Consider the following 24,524-nt stretch of genomic DNA (forward strand, 5'->3'; position numbering starts at 1 on the left):
CGGGGCTCACACGCCCGTTACAGGCCGAGGTCTTCGAGCACCGGCAGCTTGGCCCGGACCCAGGCCCGCGCCTCGGTGGCACTCGGGGCGGACAGGGCCAGCCGTGCCAGCTCCTGCGCCTCGGCCAGGGTGACCGTCTTCAGCACCGCGGCCACGGCGGCGATGGAACGCGCCGTCATGGACAAGGTGGTGACGCCCAGGCCGGTCAGCACGACGGCGAGGGCCGGATCCGCTGCGGCCTCGCCGCAGACCCCCACCGGCTTGCCGTGCCCTTCCGCGGCCGAACCCTCGACCGTGAGGCCCACGAGCCGGAGCACGGCCGGCTGCCACGGGGTGTTCAGCGCCGCGAGCGGGCCGAGCTGCCGGTCCGCGGCCATCGCGTACTGGGTGAGGTCGTTGGTGCCCAGGCTTGCGAAGGCCACCTCCCGGAGGATGGCCTCGGCGGTGAGCGCCGCGGACGGGACCTCCACCATCACGCCGGGCGTCTTGATCCCGGCCTCGGCGCACAGCGACGCGAAGCGCGCGGCTTCCTCCGCCGTCGAAATCATTGGCGCCATCACCCAGACGTCCGCCTCGGAGTCCTGCTCCGCCCGGGCGATGGCCTGCAGCTGGCGTTCCAGCACCCCCGGCGTGGTGAAGTCGGTGCGGTAGCCGCGGACGCCGAGCGCGGGGTTCGGCTCGGTGGCGTCGGTGAGGAACGGCAGCGGCTTGTCCGCTCCGGCGTCGAGCGTGCGGAGCACCACTTTCTTCCCGGGGAAAGCGTCGAAGACGCCCTTGTACGCGGCGGCCTGCTCGTCCACGGAGGGTTCGGTGTCCCGTTCCAGGAAGCAGAATTCGGTGCGGAACAGGCCAACACCCTGGGCGTTGAGCCCGGCGGCGGCCACGGCGTCCTTGGCCCCGCCGACGTTGGCCAGGAGCGGCACGAGGTGGCCGTCCGCCGTCGTGCCGGTGCCGTCAAAGTCCGCCAGCAGCGACGCGGTGGCGGCCCAGTGCTCCGCGGCGGCGCGCTGCGCGTCCTCCGGGTCCGCCGTGATGGTGCCGGCGGCGCCGTCGACATAGACCTCGGTGCCGTCCGGCAGGGAGTCGACGCCCGCGGCAGCGACGACGGCGGGCAGGCCAAGGGAGCGGGCGATGATCGCGGTGTGGGACTGCGGTCCGCCGCCGGCGGTGAGCAGTGCCAGCACCTTCGCCGGATCGAGCGTGGCCGTGTCCGCCGGGGCGAGGTCCTCGGCAATCAGGATGAACGGCGTCGCGGAGGACGGGATGCCCGGGGCGGGCACACCGCGCAGCGCGGCCACGATCCGTGCCCGGACGTCCAGGACGTCGGTGGCGCGCTCGGCCATGTAACCGCCCAGGTTGTGCAGCATCTCCGACACCGACGCGCCGGCCTCCCAGATGGCCCGCTGGTTGGAGGTGCCCCGGCCGATCAGCTTGGCGGCCGACTTCAGCAGCATGGTGTCCGTGGCCATCAGCGCCGTGGCCTCCAGTACGGCCTTGCCGTCGCCGCTGACCGTCTCGGACCGGGCCTTGAGTTCGTCGTGCACGGACTTCGCCGCCGCCTTCAGCGCCGCCGTCGCGTCCTCGGCGGAGACGCCGGCCGGCAGCTGCTCGCCCGCCGGGGGCTCGCTGACCGGCTTCGGCATCTGACGGATGGTGCCGATGATCCGGCCGGGGCTGACGCCTACTCCTTGGAAGTTCTGCACTGAAAGTCCTCGTTCTCTGCGGTGAGCCAGTAAAGAAAGTGTATGTGATGCACTTCATATAGCGTTGCTATAGGTGCTAGGGTAGCGGTTATGAGTATCGATGGCCAGCTACCGCCCAAGATCCGGCTGCTCCGCGCAGCGGCGGGATTGCTGGCCAAATCCGGAGGCGCCGCGGTCTCCACCCGCCAGATCACGCAGCTGGCGGGGGTCACCGCGCCCACCCTGTACCACCACTTCGGGGACAAGGAAGGGCTGTTCGACGCCGTCGTCGCCGCCGGCTTTGAGGAATACGTCGCCGGCGAACGCGACTTCGCCCCGTCCGGGGAGCCGCTGGAGGACATCCGGCGGATGTGGGACCAGCATGTGCAGTTCGGGCTCAAGCAGCCGGAGCTGTACCTCGTGATGTTCGGCAATATCCGTCCCGAGAGCCGTCCCGCCGTCGTCGCCGACGCCGAGGCGCTGATGGAGGAAATGCTGAACAAGGCGGCCGTCGCCGGCCAGCTGGCCGTCCCGCCCAAGGAGGCGGCCCGGAGTATCCTGGCCGCCAACGTGGGCGTGACGCTGATGCTCATCACGGAGAAGGCGCCGGAGCGCAACCTTGAGCTCTCCAGCATGACCCGGGACGCGATGATCTTTGCCGTCTCCACGGAGCAGGCACGGGCGTCCGGGCCGGGAGACTCCGGGAAGTCCCCGGTGGTGGTCGCGGCGATCGCCCTGAACGCGGCGCTGCAGGCCTCGCACTCGGACCAGCTCTCCAGCTCGGAACTCAAGCTCTTCCTCGAATGGCTTCATCGGATCTCCACCAGTTCCACCAGCTAGCTCGACGAAATATCGGACAATCCTGCGGTGCAGCAGGGATCACGGTTAGGAAATCACATGGCAACAGAGACAGTGGCGAAACCCCGGAGCAGCGTGCGGGTCGGCGTACAGAAATTTGGCACGTTCCTCTCCGGAATGATCATGCCCAACATCGGGGCCTTCATTGCCTGGGGCATCATCACGGCCTTCTTCATCCCGGCGGGCTTCACCCCTAACACGGACCTGGCCAAGCTGGTCGGGCCGATGATCACCTACCTGCTGCCGCTGCTGATCGGCTACACCGGCGGGCGCATGGTTTACGGGGTGCGCGGCGGCGTCGTCGGCGCGGCCGCGACGATGGGTGTGATCGTCGGAACGGACATCCCGATGTTCATCGGCGCCATGATCATGGGCCCGCTGACGGCCTGGATCATGAAGAAGATCGAAAGTCTCTGGGAGAACAAGGTCAAGCCCGGCTTTGAGATGCTGATCGACAACTTCACCGCCGGCATCGTCGCCGCCGTGATGGCCATCTTCGGCATGCTGGTGATCGGCCCGGTGGTGAAGGCCTTCAGCAACGGCGCCAGCGCCGTCGTCGAGTTCCTCGTCAACAACGGACTGCTGCCGTTCACCAGCGTCTTCATCGAGCCCGCGAAGGTCCTGTTCCTGAACAATGCCGTCAACCACGGAATCCTGACCCCGCTCGGCACCGAGCAGGCCCTTGCCCAGGGCAAGTCCATCCTGTTCCTGCTCGAGGCCAACCCCGGCCCGGGCGTCGGCATCCTGCTCGCCTACATGATCTTCGGCAAGGGCATGGCCAAGGCCTCGGCCCCCGGCGCCGCGCTGATCCAGTTCGTCGGCGGCATCCACGAAATCTACTTCCCGTTCGTGCTGATGAAGCCGATCATCATCCTCGCCGCGATCGGCGGCGGCATGACCGGCATCTTCACCCTGGTGCTCACCGGCGCCGGGCTGCGTTCCCCCGCCGCCCCGGGCAGCATCATCGCGGTCTTCGCTGCGACACCGGCTGACAGCTTCCTCGGGGTGGCACTGTCCGTGCTGCTGGCCGCGACCGTGTCCTTCCTGATTGCCTCCGTGATCCTCAAGGCCAGCAAGGACGTTGAGGGTGACGAGCTCGGTGCCGCCACCACCCGGATGGAAGCCATGAAGGGCAAGAAGAGCTCCGTTTCATCCGCGCTGGCTGGAGCCGGTGCGGGCGGCGTCGCGGTCCTGGCCGGGCCGGTCAAGAACATCGTCTTCGCCTGCGACGCCGGGATGGGATCCTCCGCGATGGGCGCCTCGGTGCTGCGGAACAAGATCAAGGCCGCCGGCTACCCGGACGTCAAGGTCACCAACTCCGCGATCGCGAACCTCAGCGACACCTACGACGTCGTCATCACACACCAGGACCTGACCGAACGGGCCAAGCCCGCAACCTCCAACGCCGTGCACGTCTCGGTGGACAACTTCATGAACTCGCCGAAGTACGACGAGATCGTGGAACTGGTCAAAAGCAGCAACGCGCCGGCGGATGCGTCCGGCGCGGTGGCCGGCGGCGCCGTGGCTGGCGCCAGCACAGCCGCCGCCGCACCGGAAACCGAAGCCGGACCGTCCGGCATCCTGGTCGCCGACAGTGTGGTCCTCAGCGGCACCGCCACCACCCGCGACGCCGCGATCGACGAGGCTGGCCGGCTGCTGCTGGACCGCGGCGCCGTCGACGCCGGCTACCTGGACGCCATGCACGAGCGCGAGGAATCCGTCTCCACCTACATGGGCAGCTTCCTCGCGATCCCGCACGGCACCAACGCCGCCAAGGACCACATCATGAAGTCCGCGGTGTCGGTGGTCCGCTACCCGAACGGCATCGACTGGAACGGCAAGGAGGTCAAGTTCGTCGTCGGCGTCGCCGGCATCAACAACGAGCACCTCCAGATCCTGTCCTCAATCGCCAAGGTCTTCACCAACAAGGCCCAGGTCGCGCAGCTGGAGGCGGCCACCACCGTCGACGAAGTGCTCGACCTGTTCGGAAGGGTCAATTCCTAGTGAAGGCTGTTCATTTCGGAGCCGGCAACATCGGCCGCGGATTTGTCGGGCTGCTGCTGCATGAGGCCGGGTACGAGGTGGTGTTCGCGGACGTCGCGGATGCCCTCATCACCGCACTCGCCGCGGCGGACAGCTACCAGGTGCACGAGGTGGGGGACAGCCCCGCCGTGCGCACCGTGGACAACTTCCGTGCGCTGAACTCCGGCACGCAGGAAGCCGACGTCGTCGCGGAAATCGCGACGGCGGACATCGTCACCACCGCCGTGGGCCCGCACATCCTGAAGTTCGTGGCGCCCGTGATCGCCAAGGGGATCGCGGCCCGGGGGGCGGGGCTGGCGCCGCTGCAGGTGATGGCGTGTGAGAACGCCATCAACGCGACCGACATCCTGAAGTCCGAAATCGCCGCGCAGTGGGATCCGGCGGCCGGGTCCCTGGAGGACGCCGCCGTATTCGCCAACACCGCGGTGGACCGGATCGTGCCGAACCAGGAGGCCGGACAGGGCCTGGACGTCACGGTGGAGACCTTCTACGAGTGGGTGATCGACCGGACCCCGTTCGCGGGCAAGGAGCCGGTCATTCCGGGTGCGACCTTCGTGGACGACCTGGCGCCCTACATCGAGCGCAAGCTCTTCACGGTCAACACCGGGCACGCCTCCGCGGCGTACTTCGGGTTCGAGGCCGGGCTGGGCAAGATCTCCGAGGCGATGGCGGACCAGGACGTCGCCGCGGACGTACGCGCAGTGCTGGACGAGACCAAGGAACTCCTGGTGGCCAAGCACGGCTTCAACCGCGAGGAACAGGAAGCCTACGTGCAGAAGATCCTCGGCCGCTTCTCCAACCCGCACCTTCCGGACACCGTGAACCGGGTGGGGCGGGCGCCGTTGCGCAAGCTCAGCCGGCACGAACGCTTCATCGGCCCCGCCGCTGAGCTGGCCGAGCGCGGGATCGTGCCCGAGGCGCTGCTCGGAGCGATCGCCTCCGCGCTGCGCTTCAACGACCCGGCCGACGCCGAGGCGGTTGAGCTGGCCCAGCTCCTGAACTCCGCCACCCCGGAGGACGCCACCACGCGGATCACCGGCCTGGACGCGCAGCACCCGCTGTTCCCGGCCGTCCGTGCCCTCGTCGAGGAGGCCAAGGCCGCCGTCTAGCCGGACGCTCCCTCACGTTTGACGGAAAATCGACGGGCCCTCCCTCACATCATGTGAGGGAGGGCCCGTCGTTTAAGTCCCGGAGCTGCGGGAGCGTCAGGGGCGGGAGCCGGCGGCGGCCGTTTCGGCGTCGGCCATTGCCTTCCATTCGGCCACCCGGGCCTGGTGCAGCGGCGTGCGGCGGACGACGGCGAACGCCGCGGCCAGGACCGCGAACCAGAGCGGCGTGACCAGCAGAGCGACGAGGGTGTCCGGCTGCGTGGTCAGGGCCCAGATAAGGAACGCGAAGAACGCGAACACGACCCAGACCATCGGGACACCGCCGGGCATCTTGAACGTCGACGCCGCGTGCAGCTCCGGCCGGCGCTTCCGGAACACCAGGTAGCTGGCCAGGATGATGCTCCAGACGAACATAAAGCAGACGGCGGAGACGGTGGTGACCATGTCGAACGCCACGCCCACGTCCTTGCCCGCGTAGAGCAGGGCGACGCCGGCGAGCAGCAGCACGCAGGACAGGAACAGGGCGTTCTGCGGGACCTTGCGGCTGGAGAGGCGGCCGAAGAGCTTGGGGGCGTCGCCGTCGTTGGCCAGGCCGTAGACCATCCGGGAGGTGGAGTAGATGCCGGAGTTGGCCGAGGACATGGCGGAGGTCAGGACGACGAGGTTCACGACGGTGGCGGCCATGCCGAGGCCGGCGAGGGAGAACATGGCGATGAACGGGCTCTGGCCGGCCTTGAAACCGGTCCACGGGGTCACCGACATCAGGATGATGAGGGCGCCGACGTAGAAGAGCATAACGCGCAGCGGGATCGCGTTGATGGCGCGCGGCAGGTTGTGCTCCGGGTTCTTGGTCTCGGCCGCGGCCGTGCCCACCAGCTCGATGCCCACAAAGGCGAAGACGGCGATCTGGAAGCCGGCCACGAAGCCCATGAACTCCTTGGGGAACAGGCCGCCGTGGCTCCACAGGTTGCTGAAGCTCGCGGCGCCGGCGTTGGACTGGAAGCCGGTGAAGATCATGACCAGGCCCACCGCGATGAGCGCCACGATCGCCACGATCTTGATCAGCGCGAACCAGAATTCGGTCTCGCCGAAAGCCTTGACAGTGGGCAGGTTCAGCAGCAGCAGGATGATGATGGTCGCGATGCCCGGGACCCAGAGCTGGATGCCGGGCCAGAGCTCCTCGGCGTAGCCCGCGATCGCGATCACGTCCGCCACGCCCGTGACCACCCAGCAGAACCAGTAGGTCCAGCCGGTGAAGAAGCCGGCCCAGGGGCCCAGCAGGTCGCCGGCGAAGTCGCTGAAGGACTTGTAGCTCAGGTTGGAGAGCAGCAGCTGGCCCATGGCGCGCATGACGAAGAACAGCATGAAGCCGATGATCATGTACACGAAGATCACGGAGGGACCGGCGACTGAAATGGTCTTGCCGGAGCCCATAAAGAGGCCGGTGCCGATGGCGCCGCCGATGGCCAGCAGCTGGATGTGCCGGTTGCTCAACGAGCGTGCAAGGTGGGGCTCGGTGTCCCGGCTGGAGGCAGTTCTCTGCTCCGCGGTTGTCTGTTGGGGCATGTCAACAATCCTTTGTGTGGTCCGCCGAAGGTGACGGCGGTTACAAATCAGCCTTTCCAAAGTACAGGTTTGGAAATCGTGGTGCGCTATCAAACGTTCTCCGCAGCGTCATGGCAGGCTGGTCGGATGACTTCCACTTCGGCTGGCCAGAACGCACTGCTAACATTCGGCGTCGACGGCGGGACGTTCCGCCTCCGCCGCGCGGTTCGGGCGGACCTGCCGGCCATTCTCCTGCTGCTCGCCGACGACCAGCTGGGCTCCGCGCGGGAGGATGCGGCGGATCTGACCCCCTATGAAGCGGCTTTCGAGGCGATCGACGCCGACCCGGCCCACCTGCTGCTGGCAGGGGAGCTGGCGCTGGCGGACGGGTCCGGACCCCTTGTGGTGGCGACGTTCCAGCTCAGCTTCCTGCCGGGCCTCTCCCGGCGCGGCTCGTGGCGGGCGCAGCTCGAGGCCGTCCGGGTTGCCGGCGAGCTGCGCGGCCAGGGTGTGGGCGCCGCCATGGTGGAGTGGGCTCTTGGGGAGTCGCGGCGTCGGGGCTGTTCGCTGGTGCAGCTCACCACGGACAAATCGAGGACGGCGGCGCACCGCTTTTACGAGCGGCTGGGGTTCGCGGCGAGCCATGAGGGCATGAAGCTCCTGCTGTAGCTTCCCCACCATCGGTTCCATTGGCTCTTAGGGTGCCTAACTGTTAGGCTTCCTAACTATGAGTGAAGAAATTCTGCCCGACGCCGGCCTGCTCGCCCTCGCCGGCGATTTCCGTGAGGCCCTGCGCCACAGCATCTACCTGGTCCGGCGCCTCGACGCCGACGGTGAACTCAGCGCCGCGCAGCTGAGCACGCTCAAGATGCTCCTCGACGCAGCCGACGAGGCCGGCGTGCGGGTGGGCGAGATTGCCCGCAACCTCGGCGTCAAGGTGCCGAGCGCCACCGAGCAGATCATCAAGCTCGAACGCGCCGGGCTGGTCCGCCGGGACGCCGATCCGGCCGACTCCCGGGCCGTCCGGGTCAAGCTCACCCGCGAGGGCCACGCCGCCGTCGACTCCGCGAACGAGCGCCGCAACGCGGTTATGGCGGGCATTCTCGGTTCCCTCACCGCAGCCGAACGGGAGGCCCTGGCGGCTGCCATCCCGGTGATCGGCAGGATCAACGCGTCCCTGCAGCCCTGACGGCAGCCCCCGCGGCCCGCAGGGCACCACAGCAGACCAAACCAACGACATTAGGAGCGCCCTCCATGGACGGCCAGCTCACGGCGCCAGCGCCGGAAGCAACATCAACCCTCGAGGCCGAAAAAGCCTCACTGCTTAAGCAGCCCAAGGCGGTCTGGGCCACGGCCCTCGCGGCGGTGTTCGCCTTTATGGGGATCGGGCTGGTGGACCCCATCCTGCCCGCCATCGCCAAGAACCTCGACGCCACCCCCAGCGAAGTATCCCTGCTTTTCACCAGCTACTTCCTGGTCACCGCCGTCGCCATGCTGATCACCGGGTTCGTCTCCTCCCGGATCGGCGGCAAGCGGACCCTGCTGGCCGGCCTCGCCATCATCGTGGTGTTCGCCTCGCTCTCCGGCTTCTCCGGCAGCGTGAGCGAACTCGTCGGCTTCCGCGCCGGCTGGGGCCTCGGCAACGCGCTGTTCGTCGCCACCGCCCTGGCCGTGATCGTTGGCGTCGCGAGCGGCGGCGCCGGGACCGCCATCATCCTGTATGAGGCCGCGCTGGGCCTGGGAATTTCGCTCGGCCCGCTGCTGGGTGCCCTTCTCGGCGGCTGGCAGTGGCGCGCCCCGTTCTTCGGCACCGCAGTACTGATGGCCTCGGCCTTCATCGCCCTGATCGCGCTGCTGCCCAAGACCCCGCTGCCCGCGCGCAAGGTCCGGCTCCGGGATCCACTGCTAGCCCTGGGCCACAAGGGCCTGCGGACGACGGCGGCCAGCGGGCTGTTCTACAACTACGGCTTCTTCACCATCCTGGCCTTCACCCCGTTCATCCTGGGCATGGATGCGTACGGGATCGGCGCCGTGTTCTTCGGCTGGGGCGTCGCCGTCGCCGTCTTCTCGGTATTCGTGGCCCCGGTACTGCAACGGCGCTTCGGCGCGGTCCGGGCGCTCGGCGGCACCCTGGCGCTGCTGCTGCTGGACCTCGCCGGCCTCGGCCTGGCGGCGGGGCACTCGGTTCCCGCCGTCGTCGTCCTGGTGGTGGCCTCCGGCGCGCTGCTGGGGATCAACAACACGATCTACACCGAGCTGGCCATGGGCGTCTCGGATTCGCCGCGGCCGGTCGCGTCCGCCGGCTACAACTTCGTGCGCTGGATGGGCGGCGCGCTGGCCCCGTTCGCCGCGGCGCAGCTGGGCGAGCACTTCGGGCCGCAGGTTCCGTTCTTCGCCGCGGCCGTGGCGATGGGGCTGGCGATCGCGGTGGTCCTCGGCGGTCGCCGCTACCTGGCCGCGCACGAGCCGCAGCTCGTGTAGGCCGCGCCCAGGACTCAAACAAGTGAGGCCCATGTTCCCGCGGGAACATGGGCCTCACTTGTTGCTTCGCCGGAGCGGATTACTTCCTGGCGGAGCCCTTCGGGACGAAAAGCGTCTCCGCGTGCTCCAGGGCCATGCCGTTGGTCTCCGGCACCTTGAACATCACAAAGAAGAACGACGCCGCCGCGAACAAGGCGTACATGGCGTACGTCAGCGGCAGCGAGGCCGCCGCCATCACCGGGAAGCTCAGCGTGATCGCGAAGTTGGCGATCCACTGGGCGGCCGCGGCCAGGCCCAGGGCGCGGGCGCGGATGCGGGACGGGAAGATCTCACCCAGCAGCACCCAGACCAATGGGCCCCACGAGGCGCCGAAGCTGATGACGAAGACGTTGGCGGCCACCAGGGCGGCAGGGCCCCAGGCGCCGGGAAGGGTGATCGCGTCGCCGGAACCGGTGGCGGAACCGAAGGCGACGGCCATGGTCGCCAGCGAAACGGCCATGCCGATGGAGCCAGCAAGCATGATGGGGCGGCGGCCGATCCGGTCCACCAGCGCGATCGCCACGAGGGTCACCAGGATGTTCGTGATCGCGGTGGCCACGGAAATCGTGAGCGAGTCCTTCTCCTGGAAACCGACAGCCTTCCAGAGAGTCGTGGAGTAGTAGAAGATCACGTTGATGCCGACGAACTGCTGCAGCACCGACAGGATGATGCCGATCCACACCACGGGCTGCAGCCCCAGCGCCTTGCCGCGCAGCGACCCCTTCTGGCCCGCGAGCTGGTCCTCCTCGATGGCCTTCTTGATGTCCCGCAGGTGGCGGTCGGTGTCGTCGTCCGGGGCGATGGATTCGAAGACCTTAAGGGCTTCCTCGTCCTTGCCCTTGAACACCAGGAAACGCGGCGATTCGGGCAGCGTGAAGGCGATCCAGCCGTAGACGACGGCGGGGACGGCGCCGGCGATGAACATCCAGCGCCAGGCCTCGACGCCGAACCACAGGTTCTGGTCGGCGCCGCCGGCGAAGTTCGCGAACACGGCGTCGGAGAGCAGAGCGGCGAAGATACCGGTGGTGATGGCGAGCTGCTGCAGCGACGCCAGCCGGCCACGGACGTGCCGCGGCGAGATCTCGGAGATGTAGGCCGGCGCGATCACCGAGGCCAGGCCGATGCCCAGGCCGCCGATGAGGCGCCAGAAGATCAGGTCCCAGACGCCGAAGGCGAAGCCGGTGCCGATGGCGCTCACCAGGAACAGCAGATGGCGCTCACCAGGAACAGCAGGGCGCCGATCTTCATGGCGGGGATCCGGCCGTAGCGGTCCGCGACCTTGCCGGCGAGGTAGGCGCCGGCCGCGCAGCCGAGCAGGGCCACAGCGACGGCGAAGCCTGTCACGCCCTCGCTGAGCGCGAATTCGTCCTTGATGGCGTCGACGGCGCCGTTGACGACCGAGGAATCGAAGCCGAAGAGGAAGCCGCCAACGGCGCCCGCCACGGCCAGCCAAATGACCCGTTTGGGGATCTTGGCGACGGTCTGGTCTTGGGTGGTGGTCATGTGGCTCCCTCGGCAATTCGTGGTCCACGGCTCGCGCCGCAACTACCCAGTCTTACACCGGTGCCACCGCGGTCCCTGTCACAGGGCGCCGAAAGTGAGATGAAACATACAGTTAGCGGCCGGCCGGCAGACGCGAACGGCAGGCAGTCCAATAGACTGCCTGCCGTTTGCGTATGGCCCGGGTTTTTAGTGCGCCGGGACGGACTCCTTGGCGGCGGCCTTCGGGTCGGTGAGCTTCTTGTTCGGCAGCGCGAAGCTGATCAGGAAGGCAACGCCCGTGAGCACGGCAGCGGTGAGCATCACGGCGTCGATCGACTGGGCGAAGCCCTCGGTGATAGGCCGGGTCAGCGCCGAGTTGGCGGTGTGCAGCCAGCTCGTGTCGTTCAGCGAGTCGTTGCTGGCGCCGTTCTTGAAGAACTCGTAGAGCTTGGCGTTGGCAGGGTCCGCGGCCACGGCCGGGTCCTTGAGCACCTTGAGGTAGTCCGCGTTCTGCACGGCGTCCTTCATCCCGGTGGCGATCTTGTCCGCGGCGAGGCTGAACAGCATCGAGATGAACACGGCCGTGCCCACGGCGCCGCCCATGGAGCGGAAGAACGCGGCGGAGGAGGTGCCCACGCCCATGTCCTTGGCCGGGACGGAGACCTGCATGGCCAGGGTGAGCGGCTGCATGCAGAAGCCCAGGCCCAGGCCGAAGAACACGGCGATCGCGCCGGGCACCCAGAGCGGGGTGTCCACGCCGAGGGAGAGGCCCATCACGACGGCGGCAGCGGTCAGGACGGCGGTGCCCAGGATCGGGAAGATCCGGTAGGTGCCCGACGCCGAAATGGTCCGGCCCGCCGTGATGGAACCGGTCAGGATGCCCACGGTGAAGGTGATCATCATCAGGCCCGCCTCGGTGGGGGTCAGCCCCTTGACCAGCTGCAGGTACATCGGCAGCATCGCGATGGCACCGAACATGCCGACGCCGATGATGAAGTTCAGCAGCGAGGAGAGCCCGAAGGTGATGTTCTGGAACAGCCGCAGCGGGATCAGGGCGTAGTCCCCGGCACGCTTCTCGGCGAGCAGGAACGCGACGATGCCGAGCACGCCAAGGCCATAGCAGAGGAAGGATCCCGCAGAGGTCCAGCCCCAGGTGCGGCCCTGTTCGGCGACCAGGAGCAGCGGCACGATCGCCAGGGTGATGGCGGCGGCGCCCCAGTAGTCGATCTTCTGCTTGAGGTGCTTGGCCGGCAGGTGCAAGTACAGGAACACCACGGCCAGGGCGGCCAGGCCGATCGGAATGTTGATGAAGAAGACCCAGCGCCACCCGTCGAAGCCCAGGATCGTAGTGGTGCCGGCGAAGGCGCCGCCGATGACGGGCCCCAGCACGGAGGAGATGCCGAAGACCGACATGAAATAGCCCTGGAACTTGGCGCGGTCCTTCAGCGCCACGATGTCCCCGATGATGGTCAGCGCGAGGGCCAGCAGGCCGCCGGCGCCCATGCCCTGGATGCCGCGGGCAATGGCGAGTTCGGTCATCGAGTGCACCGAGCCGGCGTACAGCGAGCCGGCCAGGAAGATCAGGATGGCGGCGAGGTAGAGCGGGCGGCGGCCAAAGATGTCGCTGAGCTTGCCGTAGAGCGGGGTGCTGACCGTGGAGGTGATCAGGTACGCCGTCGTGGCCCAGGCCTGCAGCGAGAGGCCGTCCAGGTCGTTGGCGATGGTGTAGATCGAGGTGGACACAATGGTCTGGTCCAGCGACGACAGGAACATGCCGAGCATCAGGCCCACCATGACGGTGATGGTCTGACGGTGCGTCAGGACCTCGCCGGGCAGGCGTGAGGATTGGGTTTTGGACATAACTGCTCCAGGGGGAAGTTTGTGGGGGTCAAGCGTGATGGTTGCTTTCAGTAACTATCTTACCGGCTGGTTTGTTCCCGTCCGCATCCCCGTCCGCCTCCCCGCCCCCGGTGCGCTGGCGGGGGAGCCGCTCAGCGTTCCAGCAGGATCCCGTCCGGGTCGCACCAGATCCGCTGGCCCGGGCGGACGGCGACGCCGTCGATGTCCAGCTCCACGTCCGTCTCGCCGGCCCCGGCCTTGGCACTCTTGCGCGGGTTGCTGCCGAGTGCCTTCACCCCGAGCGGCAGTCCCGCGATCGCCACCCGGTCCCGGATCGCACCGTTGATCACGACGCCGGCCCACCCGTTCTCTACGGCGCTCGCCGCGATCATGTCCCCCATCAGCGCCGTGCGGAGCGAGCCGCCGCCGTCGACCACCAGCACCGCGCCGTGGCCCGGGGAGCCCAGCAAGGCCTTGACCAGGGCGTTGTCCTCCCGGCAGCGGACGGTGCGCACCGGGCCGCTGAAATGGCTGAGGCTGCCGAGGGACTGAAACTGCAGGGCGATCGAGTCCAGCTCCTCACCCCGCTCGTCGAAGAGGTCGGCGGTGTTGATCTGGTTCGCGGGGTTCACGGGGGAGTCGGGCACGGGTTCTCCTGGTTCTCGGCAATAGCTGGCAGGTGTTGATGCCCACGATAGTCTGGGCCCACACTGATCATCAGCTGCAGTCATCAGTTCCGGGGGGAACCACATTGAGCCTGTCCGACACCGCTCCGGCGGCGCTTGCCGAACCGAAACGCCGCGTCCGCCCGGTGTGGACCGCCGGCGTCGTGCTGGTCAACGTGGGGATCAACGCGGCGTTCTTCGGCCCGCTGCAGGTGCTCCTCGGCCAGCAGGCCGCGGCCTTCAATGAGGGCGAGAAGGAGGCCATCCTCGCCCTCGTGACCGGGGCAGGGGCGGCGGTGTCGCTCGTGGCCAACCCGCTGTTCGGCGCACTCAGCGACCGGACCGTGGCCCGCCGCGGCCGCCGGGTGCCCTGGGTACTCTTCGGCGCCATCCTCGGCGCGGCCGCCCTGATTGCGCTCGCCGGCGCCCCGAACGTCGCCGTGATGACGATCCTCTGGTGCCTCGTGCAGGCCGGCTGCAACGGCGCCTACGCCGCCATCACCGCCGCCATTCCGGACCGGGTGCCTGCGCCGCAGCGCGGCACGGTGGGAGGCCTCGCCGCGATGGGCCAGACGGTGGGCATCCTCGCCGGCGCGGTGATCGCCGCCGTCGTCTCCGGCAACTTCGCGCTTGGCTACCTGGTGTGCGCGCTGGCGCTGCTGGCCGGCGTCGTGCTGTATTTCTTCAAGAACGACGACGTCGCGCTGCCGCGGGACGGGCGGCCGCCCTTCCGGCTGGCGGAATTTGCGATGAACTTCTGGATTTCTCCGGCCGGGTACCCGGACTTCGCCTGGGCCTGGTTGACCCGGCTGCTGGTGAACATCGGCAACCACATGATCACGCTGTACCTGCTGTTCTTCCTCACCGACGCGGTGCGCCTGCCCCAGACGGAGGGCCTGGCGGCGGAGACCGGCGTCCTGATCCTCACCGGCCTGTACGCGGTTATGGTCATCATCACCAGTGTGATCGGCGGCCGGCTGAGCGACCGGATGGGCCGGCGCAAACCGCTCGTTATCCTCTCCTCGGCGGTCATCGCCGTGGCCGCGCTGGTCCTGGCCGTGGCCCCGACCTGGCCCGGGGCGCTGATCGGGGCCTCGGTGCTGGGCATCGGCTTCGGCGCCTACCTGGCCGTCGACTTCGCCCTGATCACCGAGGTGCTGCCCACCGCACTGAACCGGGGCAAGGACCTGGGCGTCATCAACATCGCCAATTCGCTGCCCCAAGTGATCGCGCCGCTCATCGCCTACCCGTTTGTGGCGTTGTGGGGCGGGTACGTTTCGCTCTACCTGGCGGCCGCGGCGATCGGCCTGCTGGGCGCCGTCTTTGTGGTGAAGATCAAGGGCGTGGACTAGGGCTTCCGGGTCCCGTTTGACTGGCATCGGGCCCGGTTCCGTGACGTATAGTGGACGGGATTCCCGAGGCAGCGCTGTGGACTGAACTTGCCGGCTGCCGAGAAAAACGACCCCGGAACGCTGCTGATGCCTGAATTCCCTTCGGATCTTCCGCCAATGGCCCCGCCGCCCACCCTGCCCCGGCAGCGGCGTCGCTATGCGCGGATCCTCGAGGTCTCGGCCGGTTTTGCCCGGAAGGGCCTGGACTCCGTGGTGCTCTCCGAGGTCGCGGCCAAAGCGGACGTCCCGCTGGGCACCCTGTACCGCTATTTCCCCTCGCCGACCCAGCTGATGTTGGCCCTTTACCGCAAGCAGCTCGGCGAGCTGCACCTCGGCGAGTGGCCGTCCGGGGCCAAGGTTCCGGCGCATGCGCTAGTGGGTGTGGTGATGGAGATCTTCCACATGCGCCTCATGCAGCCTGCCGTGGAGCAATGCCTTAACCGGGTGGTCTACGCCAAGGACACGGACACCACCCGGCTGCTCCGGGACATCGACACGACCGCGGAGAAAGCCGTCACCGTGGTCAGCGGCGACCCCGCCGTCTCGCGGGTCCTGCTGCTCACCGTCACGGGCCTGGTCCAGTCGGTCCGCTGCCGCCGGCTCTCGCTCTTCGAAGCCGAGGAAGACCTGAAGAAGGCCTGCTCCCTGCTTTCCAGGGAGCACGGGGCCGCGTAGCTGGTCTAGACCAGTTACCCCAATGTGTCCGGGTGAATCTTCGCCCCGGCCCTGCGTTGTCTACCATGGCAGAACCGGAGCGGCGCGAGCCAGCACTTCCGGGAGCTTCACCGCAGGCCCGCCACCCCGGGGCCGCCCGCGAAGTTCCCCCCGACCATCTCGGGCACCACTGTGCGTGCCCCAGCAGCCAAGTGCCGTACGCCCACGGTGAGCCCCAGGAGACAACGACGTGTCCATTGAAACCATCATTCCCGCCAATTCCACCGCCCCGGACTCGGCCGCAGATGCGCCCGTAGCGGCGCTCAGCGACGAGGAAATTTTCGCCTCCCACCAGGGTGGCAAGCTCTCCATCGCCAGCACCGTCCCGCTTGAGAGCAAGCGCGATCTCTCCATCGCCTACACGCCCGGCGTCGCCCAGGTCAGCCGCGCCATCGCGACCAACCCGCAGCTTGCCAAAACTCTCACCTGGGCCCAGCGCCTGGTGGTTGTGGTCAGCGACGGCACCGCCGTTCTGGGCCTCGGCGACATCGGCGCCAGCGCCTCGCTGCCCGTGATGGAAGGCAAGTCCGCCCTCTTCAAGACGTTCGGCGACCTGGACTCCATCCCGCTGGTCCTCAACACCACCGACGTCGACGAGATCATCGAGACACTGGTCCGGCTCCGCCCCAGCTTCGGCGCGGTCAACCTCGAGGACATCTCCGCCCCCCGCTGCTTCGAACTCGAAGAAAAGCTGATCGAAGCCCTCGACTGCCCCGTCATGCACGATGACCAGCACGGCACCGCCGTGGTCGTCCTGGCCGCGCTGACCAATGCCGCCAAGGTCACCTCCCGCGAGCTGGAGGGGCTCCGCGTGGTCGTGTCCGGCGCCGGCGCGGCCGGCATCGCCGTCGCCGAAATCCTGCTGACCGCCGGCATCGACGACGTCGTGCTGCTGGACTCCCGCGGCGTGATCAACCGGGACCGTGCGGACATCGCCGCGGACCCGGCCAGCAAAAAGGCCCAGCTCGCAGCCCGCAGCAACCCCCGCGGCGTGACCGGCGGCCCCGGCGAGGCCCTGCTCGGCGCCGACGTGTTCATCGGCGTCTCCTCGTCCCGGCTGGACGAAGAGCACCTCAAGCTGATGAACCACAGCGCGATTGTCTTCGCCCTCTCCAACCCGGACCCCGAGGTGCTGCCGGAGGTTGCGTCCAAGTACGCGGCCGTCGTCGCCACCGGACGCAGCGACTTCCCCAACCAGATCAACAACGTGCTCGCCTTCCCCGGCATCTTCCGCGGCGCCCTCGACGCCGGCGCCCGCCGGATCACCCCGGAGATGAAGCTGGCCGCGGCCCGCGCCATCGCCGAACTCGCCGAGGGCGAGCTCTCCGCCGACTACATCGTGCCGAGCCCGCTGGACCCGCGCGTGGCCCCGGCCGTCTCGGCCGCCGTCGCCGCTGCGGTGGAGGCGGACTAAATAGCCGCCACCGTCGCCGGCCCTAGACTGGGGCGATGAACCCCGAGACTGTTGTGACGGTCCTCTGCGGCCTGGCCATCCTGATGGGCGTGGCCGGCATCATCATCCCCGTGCTGCCCGGCAGCATCCTGATCGCCCTGAGCCTGCTGGCCTGGGCCATCTGGGGAGGGGCCGGCACCACGGGCTGGGTGGTGTTCGGGGTCGGCGTGGTCCTGGTGCTGGCCGGGATGGCCGCCAGTGCCGTGCTCACGGGCCGGAAGCTCAAGCAGCACAGCATTCCCGGCCGGTCCGTCGTCGCCGGCCTGGTGTTCGGCGTCGTCGGGATGTTCCTCATTCCGGTGGTGGGGCTCTTCGTCGGCTTCGCGGCCGGGCTGCTGCTCAGCGAACTGCACCGCACCCGCGCCTGGCGCACCGCGGTCACCTCCAGCTGGGCTGCGCTAAAGGCCACCGGCCTGGGCGTGATCACCGAGTTCGGGCTGGCGTGCCTGGCCGCGAGTACCTGGGTGATCGGCGTCTGGGTGGCGGCCGCCGCTTAGCCGTTCGGCCGGCCGCCCAGCGGGCCCTATTAGCATGGAAGAATGAGCGCTGGACAGTCCTTGGGACCCATCTATCGCGACACCCGCGACCTCACGCCGTTCGGTAGCCCGCAGGTCCGCACGCCGGTGCGGGATATCGCGGACGGCGTCGGCGGCATCCTGCACACGGCGCTCGGCGGCCGGAGCGGGGCACTGCTTAGCGTGGACGGCACCATCCCCCGGCTAAAGCGGATCTCCGGGAAGGCAGCCAGGGCGGTGTACGAGGCGACCTTCCACAACACCGACCCCAACCGGCTGATCGCCGCGGGCCGCGCCTACCCCGGCTGGGCCGGCCTTTGCTATGTGCTGGCCGGGCTCCTCGCGCACCAGCAAGGCGGCTACCTCCGCGCCTCGGAACTCCTCCAGCGCGGCCTCACCACGAGGAACGACGACGACGCCAACCAGTTCGCGTCCGGCTACCTGACCCGGGTGGTCACCCGGGTTGAGGTGGCCGAGCGCCTTGAGGTTCCCGTTCTCTTCAGCGAGGAAGCGGTGTTCCTGGCGCTTTCACACTCCCTGCGCGAGACAGGCCACCTCGAGGCGGCGCTGCAGACCGTTGCCTCGTTGCCGCCCTCGCTGCCCGCGGCCCTGGCCCGGTGCTCGGCAGCGTTTTCGCTGGGCCGGGACAAGGAAGTGACCGTCTGGACCGAGGGGCTGTTGAATGCCGATGACCTCTCGGCCGCGCTGCTGCTGATCCGGGCCCGGTCGCTGCGCCGCCTCGGTGCGTCCAAGGCCTCCCAGACGGCATTGAAGGAAGTTCTCCGGCGGCGGAAGACCCACCTGGCGTTCCGCAATGATGCCCTGACGGACCGCGCCTTGCTGCTCCTGGACAACGGCCGCAAGTCACTGAATCCCCGCGACTGGCTGCGCGGCCGGCCCGCCGAACTGGAAACTTTCGACGTCATCCGTAAGGACGCGGAGGAACGCAGGCTCTGGGAACAGGAATGGAAGGCGCTCAACGGGGAATGATCCGTTGCGGGCGGATGCGGCGGGCTACTGCCAGGCAATCCCCGCGAGCACCGGAACCAGCTGTTCGGCCAGCAGCACCAGGCCCAGGGCCACCATGATGACCCCGCTGGCCAGTGTCACTCGTTTTGCCGCGCCGGGCCGGGAGTACAGGAGCTTGCGGGCCAGCAGCGCCACGCAGCTGTAGATGACGGCTACCAGCAGCACAAAGGTGAGGCCCAGCAGGCCGGACTGCAGCGGCACCGGCAGGGCAGCGTCCGTGCTGACGAACTGCGGGACCAGGGCGAGGAAGAACAGCAGCCCCTTCGGGTTGATGCCGCTGGTACCCATGCCCTGCAGGAAGATCTGGAACTGGTTGGCGGGTGCCGTGGATCCTGCGGGTGAAGGCGCACCGAAGCTGGCGCCCCGCCACGACCGCACCGTGCTGGCGCCCAGCCACAGCAGGTAGGCCGCACCCGCCACGGTCAGCCAACCCAGAAGCCCGGGCATGCCGGTGATTACCGCGGCCAGCCCGGCGGTCAGGAGCGCCGTATGCACGACGTACCCGCCGCACAGGCCGGCAACCGCGGGCACGAAGCTGCGCTCCCTCAGCCCGGCCGCGATCGAGTAGGCCCAGTCCACGCCCGGCGTGCAGGCGAGGGCCACGGCGACGCCGATGAAAGCGAAAAAGAGCTGGGGGTTCATGGCGGTCTCCTGAGGCTGCGGCTACAGAGCCAAGCCTAGGAATTTCCGGCCCATAAGTGTTCACTGATTTCGCTCAGAAATCCGCCGACGGTAAGGTTATTGCGTGATCGACCACATTGACAGAAGTATTTTGCGCCACCTCCGCGAGGACGGGAGGATGACTGCCACCGCGCTCGCCGCGAAGGTGGGCCTGACCGTGGCGCCGTGCCACCGCAGGCTCCGCGAACTGGAGGCCGCCGGCGTGATCCGGGGGTACCGCGCCGACATCGACCCGGCCGCGGTGGGGCTTGGCTTCGAGGCGATTGTCTTTGTCACGCTGCGGCAGGTGGACCGCGCCACCATGGAGATCTTCGAAAACCGGGTGGCGGAAAACCCCAACATCGTCGAGGCCCAGCGGCTCTTCGGCGAACCCGACTACCTCTTGAAGGTCATTGCGGAGGACCTGCCGGCGTACCAGCGCTTTTACGACGCCGAACTCACCTCGCTGCCTGGCGTCGAGCGGCTGACCTCCACCCTGGTGATGAAGAACCTGAAGGCAAACGCCGGGCCGCCGGTCTGACCTGCGCTGTCCGTGAGTCGGCTCCGCTCACCCGTCCAGCAGTGCCGTGGTCCGGTAGGGGATGACCTCGCGCAGGAACATGCTCGTGGAGGTCCGGACGATTCCCGGGCAGAGGCGGATTTCCTCGGAGACCCGGTAAAGGTCGTCGGGGCTGGTCGCCACCACCCGGATCAGCAGGTCGGTGTCTCCGGCGGGCGCGTGGCACTCGAGCACCTCCGGGATGTTTCGCAGCGCGGCGATCGCCTCATTCAGGTGGCTCTGGTCCAGTTCCGCGCTCACCGCCGCCGCCACCCCGCGGCCCAGCGCGGAGGGAAGCACCCTGCTGCTGTTGGGCCGCAGCGCGCCCGACGCCGTCATCCGCTCCAGGCGGGACTGCACCGTTCCGCGGGCCAGGCCGAGTTTCTGGGCCAGCACCATAATGGGGACCCGGGGGTCCGCGTCGAGAGCCAGAAGGATCCGCCGGTCCGTCGCGTCCAGCTGCTGCAATCTGACCACTTCCTGCCAATCATTGAGATGCGCTCTGGTCAGTCTGACCAGTATGCGCTATGTCCGTTGCACTAACTGTATGGCTCCTGCTCAAATAGTGGCAACAAGGATGCGGGCCACCGCCGGCACCCGAAGGCTACGGATCCCCGGCACACCACCCGGACTCCCGATCAGGCCCCCGCAAGGAGCCCGCCGCTGATTGACTCTTGTTCACGCATCGTCATTCCGCACACCCTTTCGGCAAGAGCCCCTGAGCCCCCGACGTCGGATCTCCGAAGTCATCGGTGGCTGAGGGGCTCTTGTGTCGTCCGGCATAGGCTGGTGTCATGACAGCAGCCGGTCGTTTCGCCCCCAGCCCCTCCGGCGAACTGCATGTGGGCAACCTGCGCACCGCCATCCTCGCCTGGCTCTTCGCCCGGTCCACCGGCCGGCGCTTCCTGATGCGGGTGGAAGACCTTGACCGGGCCCGGGCCGGCGCCGAGGCGGAGCAGCTCCGCGACCTGGCGGCGATCGGCGTGGACTGGGACGGCGGCGTCGTCCGCCAGACGGAGCGTGAGCACCTCTACACGGAGGCAATCGAGCGGCTCACCGCGGCCGGCCTGACCTACGAATGCTTCTGCACCCGCCGCGAAATCCAGGAGGCACCTTCCGCGCCGCACGCCCCGCAGGGCGCGTATCCCGGCACCTGCCGCAGCCTGTCCGAGGCTGACCGCGCGGCGAAGCGTGCCGTCCGGCCCGCGGCGGTCCGGCTCCGCGCGGCGGTTGCCGAGGCGACCGTGCAGGACGTGCTGCACGGCAGTTTCACCGGCGTCGTGGATGACTTTGTGCTCCGCCGCAACGACGGGGTCACCGCGTACAACCTGGCCGTCGTGGTGGACGACGCGGCGCAGGGCATCGACCAGGTGGTGCGCGGCGACGACCTGCTGCCCTCCACCCCGCGGCAGGCCTACCTGGCCACCCTGTTAGATATTCCCGTTCCGGAATATGCCCACGTGCCGCTCGTGCTGAACGCCGACGGCGCCCGTCTCGCCAAGCGCGACGGGGCGGTCACCCTCGCGGACCTCGCCGCCGCCGGGGTTTCCGTGGAGGAGGTGCGCGATGCGCTGCTGGGCTCGCTGGGCCTGCCCGCGGGATCCCTGGAGAACGCGCTGACCGCGTTTGCCCCCGCCGCACTGCCCCGGGAGCCGTGGATGGGGCCGGGGCTGGGCAGGCGCGGCGCGTAGGCTGGAAGCATGTCAGAACCAGAGTTCAGCGAAGCGCCCTCCCCGCGGCCCGGATTTACCGTCGAGACCGCCAAGGTCCTCGCAGAGGTGGCGCACAACCGGCAGAAGGACAAGCTCAAGCGGCCCTACCGCGAGCACGTGATCGCCGTCGGCGATGCGCTGGCCGACTTCGACGACGACATCCGGATCGCCGGGTACCTGCACGACATCGCGGAGGACACCCCGATGACGCGGCAGGCGCTGCTGGACATGGGCGTGTCCGAGCGGGCCGTGGACATCATCGAGCGGGTCACGAAGCGCCTGCACGAGAACCCGGACGACTACCAGGCCGGCATCCGGTACATCGCCGAGGACCACGACGCGACCCTGGTCAAGATCGCCGACAACGCGCACAACTCCCTGCCCGAACGGGTCCGGGCGCTGGCCGAGAAGTGGCCGGACAAGCCGCCGGTCACCCGCTACGCCGACGCCCGGCCGGTGCTGTACGCCGCGGTCCCGGTGGAGGAAACCCGCAAGATCCTGGCCCGGATCAACCCGTGGCTGCTGGAGGAACTCGACGACATGCTCGACGAGGCCGACGAGACCGACTACGAAAACCTCTCCTACGACGACGCCCCGTAGAGGCTAGACGCGGCCCAGCAGGTCGATGTCCTCGAGGAACTCCTGCTGCACCTCGGCGCTGACGGTGGTCCGGGTGTCCGCGATCGCGTCGAGGTAGTCCTGCGTCGCCGGGCCCTTCCGGACCGCCTCGCGCACGGCCGCCCCGCCGTCGTCGTACACCGCCTTTTCCAGCGCCCGCTGGGAGGCGCTGCGCGCCGCGTATTCGATGTCCGCGGGGGAGAAGCCCTCGGTACGGTCTACCAGCAGCTCCACGTCCACGTCGTCCACCACGGTTGCCGGGATGAAGCGTTGCCACATGGCCTCGCGGGCCAGGCGGTCCGGCAGGCCGATCGGGATGACGTAGTCGAAGCGGCCGTGGCGCAGGAACGCGGAGTCCAAGGCGCGGATGAAGTTGGTGGCGCAGACAAGCAGCCGACCGGGCTGTTCGCGGAAGGCCGGGATGATCTTCAGCAGCTCGTTGGTGACGCCCTGCAGCGGCGACGGCGGATCCCCGGCCCGCTGCGAGGCGATCTCCTCCACCTCGTCGATGAACACCACGGCGTGCTCCAGCTCGGCGATCTCCAGGAAGGTCTCACGCAGCGCGCCGGCCAGGCCCTTTGGATCGGAGGCCAGCCGGGACGGGAAGACCTCCACGAACGGCCACTCCAGGCGGGAAGCGATTGCCTTGGCGAAGGTCGTCTTGCCGGTGCCGGGCGGCCCGAACAGCACAACGGCGCGCGGCGGGACCACACCGTATTCGTCGGCGAGGTCCGCCTCGGCCAGCGGCAGCACCAGGCGGCGCTCCAGGAGCTCCTTCTCGTTCCGCATGCCGGCAACGTTTTCCCAGAGGTCGCGGGCCAGGATCCGGCCGCCAAGCTGGCTCAGCGGTTCGAGCTCCTGCCGCTGGACCGGGATTTTGCGTTCGAAGTAGCGCAGGTTTTTCTTCAGCACGAAGCCGCGGCTCAGGAAGGCCTCGACGCGGGTCTCGGATTCCGGCATGAGCGCGGAGAGCTTGTTCAGTCCGTGCGGCGCCATCCGGTTTTCGACCGCGGCCAGCAGCGAGGTGCCGATCCCGCGGCCGCGGAACTCGGGGAGCGTGGCCAGGAAAACGATCCAGCCCTGGTCGTGCGCGGCGCGGCCGACGGCGGCGCCCACCACCTGCTCGCCCTGCACCGCGACGACGGCGTGGTCCTTCTCGCAGGAGGCAAGGACCTCGGAGAGCGCGTAGACCGGCTCGACGTTGGTGGCCTTGAGGGATTCCCAGAGGTGCAGGATCCCGTCCAGGTCGGCCGAGTGGAAATCCCTGATTCGCCAGTTGGTCATGAGGTGTCTCCCGGGTGGTTCGTCGCTGAGCCAGGTGGAACTACTTTCCTCCGAGCTTAGGCGAACCGGGGAGGTGGCAGCGCAGCATTACGCCGCCACCTCCGCCTGCCCGGGACTAGAGCGCGGCCAGCAGGTCTTTCATTTCCTTGATCTCGTCCGTTTGGGACGCCGCGACGTCCTTGGCCAGCTTGATCGCCTCCGGGTTCTTGCCGCCGCGGACCTCCGCGTTGGCCATCTCGACGGCGCCCTCGTGGTGGGCGATCATCTGGGTCAGGAACAGCTTGGCGGCCTCGGTGCCCGTGGCGGCGTCGAGCTTTTTGAGCTCGTCGTCGCCCAACATGCCGGACATTGCGTGGCCGCCCGGCATCTGGGTGGATTCGTTCCAGTCCCGGAGCCAGCCGGTCATCCGGTCGATCTCCGGGCCCTGGGCCGCCTTGATCCGGCCGGCCAGGGCGGTCACCTTGGCGTCGATGCCGGGCTTCTTGAGCATCATCTCGCTCATTTGGACCGCCTGGGCGTGGTGCGGGATCATCCCCTGGGCGAACATGGTGTCCGGAGCGTTGTGGTCGGCCGCGGCACCTGCGCCGGGCATGGCCTGGCCGGAGCTGTGGTCCATCCCGGGCATGCTGCTGCCGCCGGAACCGGAACCGGTCGAGCAGCCGGCCAGGGCGATGACGGCGGCCAAGGCGGTGGCGGAAATTGTCAGTGCTTTGTTCACGGGAAATCTGTCCTTTGGGAATCCGGCAGGTGCCGGCGTCGGACGGTGCGCGGCATAAGGCGCGCGCATCGGGTGGGCATGGGTGCGCGCGAAAAGCGGCACGGATTCCCTTTATGTCCGGCTAATGG

The 24,524-nt window shown here is 68.5% G+C and carries 22 protein-coding genes and 1 pseudogene; 14 read left to right on the forward strand and 9 right to left on the reverse strand.

Translation table 11 applies throughout. The annotated features are described in order from the left end of the window. Positions 1-17 precede the first annotated feature (17 nt). On the reverse strand, positions 18-1,703 hold the full coding sequence (ptsP, locus tag AC6I9V_RS09005; RefSeq protein WP_497899147.1) for a phosphoenolpyruvate--protein phosphotransferase: 1,686 nt from the start codon (positions 1,701-1,703) through the stop codon (positions 18-20). A gap of 90 nt (positions 1,704-1,793) precedes the next feature. On the opposite strand from ptsP, the gene AC6I9V_RS09010 reads away from it, so the two are divergent. Genes AC6I9V_RS09010 through AC6I9V_RS09020 form a run of 3 tightly spaced genes read left to right on the forward strand, consistent with a single transcriptional unit; the run spans position 1,794 to position 5,692 of the window. Further along, complete coding sequence (locus AC6I9V_RS09010) at positions 1,794-2,522, forward strand: TetR/AcrR family transcriptional regulator (protein WP_497899148.1); 729 nt, start codon at positions 1,794-1,796, stop codon at positions 2,520-2,522. A gap of 57 nt (positions 2,523-2,579) precedes the next feature. Continuing rightward, positions 2,580-4,544: a PTS mannitol transporter subunit IICBA gene (locus tag AC6I9V_RS09015; protein WP_497899149.1), complete on the forward strand. Its 1,965-nt coding sequence runs from the start codon at positions 2,580-2,582 to the stop codon at positions 4,542-4,544. Next, positions 4,544-5,692, forward strand: a complete 1,149-nt coding sequence (locus AC6I9V_RS09020) for a mannitol-1-phosphate 5-dehydrogenase (RefSeq protein WP_497899150.1) — start codon at positions 4,544-4,546, stop codon at positions 5,690-5,692. Before AC6I9V_RS09015 ends, AC6I9V_RS09020 begins: the two co-directional genes overlap by 1 nt. Before the next feature lie 96 nt (positions 5,693-5,788). Here AC6I9V_RS09020 and AC6I9V_RS09025 read toward each other — a convergent pair whose 3' ends face one another. Further along, positions 5,789-7,258, reverse strand: a complete 1,470-nt coding sequence (locus AC6I9V_RS09025; RefSeq protein ID WP_497899151.1) for an amino acid permease — start codon at positions 7,256-7,258, stop codon at positions 5,789-5,791. Between the two features lie 126 nt (positions 7,259-7,384). Here AC6I9V_RS09025 and AC6I9V_RS09030 point away from each other — a divergent pair, with 126 nt between their 5' ends. The 3 genes from AC6I9V_RS09030 to AC6I9V_RS09040 all read left to right on the forward strand — a co-directional run bounded on the left by AC6I9V_RS09030 (position 7,385) and on the right by AC6I9V_RS09040 (position 9,718). Beyond that, entirely contained in the window at positions 7,385-7,906 is a 522-nt protein-coding gene (locus AC6I9V_RS09030; protein WP_497899152.1) for a GNAT family N-acetyltransferase, read from the forward strand. 58 nt (positions 7,907-7,964) lie between these two features. Then, entirely contained in the window at positions 7,965-8,426 is a 462-nt protein-coding gene (locus AC6I9V_RS09035; RefSeq protein ID WP_497899153.1) for a MarR family winged helix-turn-helix transcriptional regulator, read from the forward strand. A 65-nt stretch (positions 8,427-8,491) separates the two neighbouring features. Then, positions 8,492-9,718: an MFS transporter gene (locus tag AC6I9V_RS09040; protein ID WP_497899154.1), complete on the forward strand. Its 1,227-nt coding sequence runs from the start codon at positions 8,492-8,494 to the stop codon at positions 9,716-9,718. Positions 9,719-9,797: 79 nt separating this feature from the next. Here the strand turns inward: AC6I9V_RS09040 and AC6I9V_RS09045 are convergent. The 3 genes and pseudogenes from AC6I9V_RS09045 to rraA form a co-directional block, all read right to left on the reverse strand. Continuing rightward, positions 9,798-11,260: pseudogene (locus AC6I9V_RS09045) on the reverse strand (sugar porter family MFS transporter). A 186-nt stretch (positions 11,261-11,446) separates the two neighbouring features. After that, the gene (locus AC6I9V_RS09050; protein WP_497899155.1) at positions 11,447-13,099 is read right to left on the reverse strand and encodes an MDR family MFS transporter; all 1,653 of its coding nucleotides are present in this window, start codon (positions 13,097-13,099) and stop codon (positions 11,447-11,449) included. A gap of 131 nt (positions 13,100-13,230) precedes the next feature. Continuing rightward, positions 13,231-13,725 (reverse strand): ribonuclease E activity regulator RraA, encoded by a 495-nt coding sequence (gene rraA, locus AC6I9V_RS09055; RefSeq protein WP_497899156.1) that lies wholly within the window; start codon positions 13,723-13,725, stop codon positions 13,231-13,233. 104 nt (positions 13,726-13,829) lie between these two features. Here rraA and AC6I9V_RS09060 point away from each other — a divergent pair, with 104 nt between their 5' ends. The 5 genes from AC6I9V_RS09060 (at position 13,830) to AC6I9V_RS09080 (ending at position 18,806) form a co-directional block, all read left to right on the forward strand. Beyond that, positions 13,830-15,095 (forward strand): MFS transporter, encoded by a 1,266-nt coding sequence (locus AC6I9V_RS09060; protein WP_497899157.1) that lies wholly within the window; start codon positions 13,830-13,832, stop codon positions 15,093-15,095. A 126-nt stretch (positions 15,096-15,221) separates the two neighbouring features. Further along, positions 15,222-15,809 (forward strand): TetR/AcrR family transcriptional regulator, encoded by a 588-nt coding sequence (locus tag AC6I9V_RS09065; RefSeq protein ID WP_497899158.1) that lies wholly within the window; start codon positions 15,222-15,224, stop codon positions 15,807-15,809. 229 nt (positions 15,810-16,038) lie between these two features. Continuing rightward, on the forward strand, positions 16,039-17,262 hold the full coding sequence (locus AC6I9V_RS09070) for an NAD(P)-dependent malic enzyme (RefSeq protein ID WP_497899159.1): 1,224 nt from the start codon (positions 16,039-16,041) through the stop codon (positions 17,260-17,262). Between the two features lie 35 nt (positions 17,263-17,297). Next, a complete protein-coding gene (locus AC6I9V_RS09075) occupies positions 17,298-17,798 on the forward strand; it encodes a DUF456 domain-containing protein (protein WP_497899160.1) in 501 nt (166 codons plus the stop codon). Between the two features lie 42 nt (positions 17,799-17,840). Then, complete coding sequence (locus AC6I9V_RS09080) at positions 17,841-18,806, forward strand: hypothetical protein (protein WP_497899161.1); 966 nt, start codon at positions 17,841-17,843, stop codon at positions 18,804-18,806. Between the two features lie 24 nt (positions 18,807-18,830). Here AC6I9V_RS09080 and AC6I9V_RS09085 read toward each other — a convergent pair whose 3' ends face one another. Next, positions 18,831-19,487 carry a LysE family translocator gene (locus AC6I9V_RS09085; RefSeq protein ID WP_497899162.1) on the reverse strand — a complete coding sequence of 219 codons (657 nt, stop codon included), beginning with the start codon at positions 19,485-19,487 and terminating at the stop codon, positions 18,831-18,833. A 103-nt stretch (positions 19,488-19,590) separates the two neighbouring features. Between AC6I9V_RS09085 and AC6I9V_RS09090 the strand changes: the two genes are divergently transcribed. Then, a complete protein-coding gene (locus AC6I9V_RS09090; RefSeq protein WP_497899163.1) occupies positions 19,591-20,046 on the forward strand; it encodes an Lrp/AsnC family transcriptional regulator in 456 nt (151 codons plus the stop codon). A 27-nt stretch (positions 20,047-20,073) separates the two neighbouring features. Here the strand turns inward: AC6I9V_RS09090 and AC6I9V_RS09095 are convergent, their stop codons facing one another. Beyond that, positions 20,074-20,532 (reverse strand): Lrp/AsnC family transcriptional regulator, encoded by a 459-nt coding sequence (locus tag AC6I9V_RS09095; protein ID WP_349412866.1) that lies wholly within the window; start codon positions 20,530-20,532, stop codon positions 20,074-20,076. Between the two features lie 326 nt (positions 20,533-20,858). Here AC6I9V_RS09095 and gluQRS point away from each other — a divergent pair, with 326 nt between their 5' ends. Together gluQRS and AC6I9V_RS09105 are read left to right on the forward strand one after the other, a co-directional pair. Then, positions 20,859-21,755: a tRNA glutamyl-Q(34) synthetase GluQRS gene (gene gluQRS, locus AC6I9V_RS09100; RefSeq protein ID WP_497899164.1), complete on the forward strand. Its 897-nt coding sequence runs from the start codon at positions 20,859-20,861 to the stop codon at positions 21,753-21,755. 9 nt (positions 21,756-21,764) lie between these two features. Next, the gene (locus tag AC6I9V_RS09105) at positions 21,765-22,376 is read left to right on the forward strand and encodes an HD domain-containing protein (protein ID WP_497899165.1); all 612 of its coding nucleotides are present in this window, start codon (positions 21,765-21,767) and stop codon (positions 22,374-22,376) included. Positions 22,377-22,379: 3 nt separating this feature from the next. Here AC6I9V_RS09105 and AC6I9V_RS09110 read toward each other — a convergent pair whose 3' ends face one another. Both AC6I9V_RS09110 and AC6I9V_RS09115 read right to left on the reverse strand, forming a co-directional pair. After that, positions 22,380-23,678, reverse strand: coding sequence for an ATP-binding protein (locus AC6I9V_RS09110; RefSeq protein ID WP_497899166.1), 1,299 nt, complete (start codon positions 23,676-23,678; stop codon positions 22,380-22,382). 115 nt (positions 23,679-23,793) lie between these two features. Beyond that, positions 23,794-24,396: a DUF305 domain-containing protein gene (locus AC6I9V_RS09115; RefSeq protein WP_497899167.1), complete on the reverse strand. Its 603-nt coding sequence runs from the start codon at positions 24,394-24,396 to the stop codon at positions 23,794-23,796. Positions 24,397-24,524 lie beyond the last annotated feature (128 nt).

The sequence above is a fragment of the Arthrobacter sp. SlRoot2-15 genome (assembly GCF_059739345.1).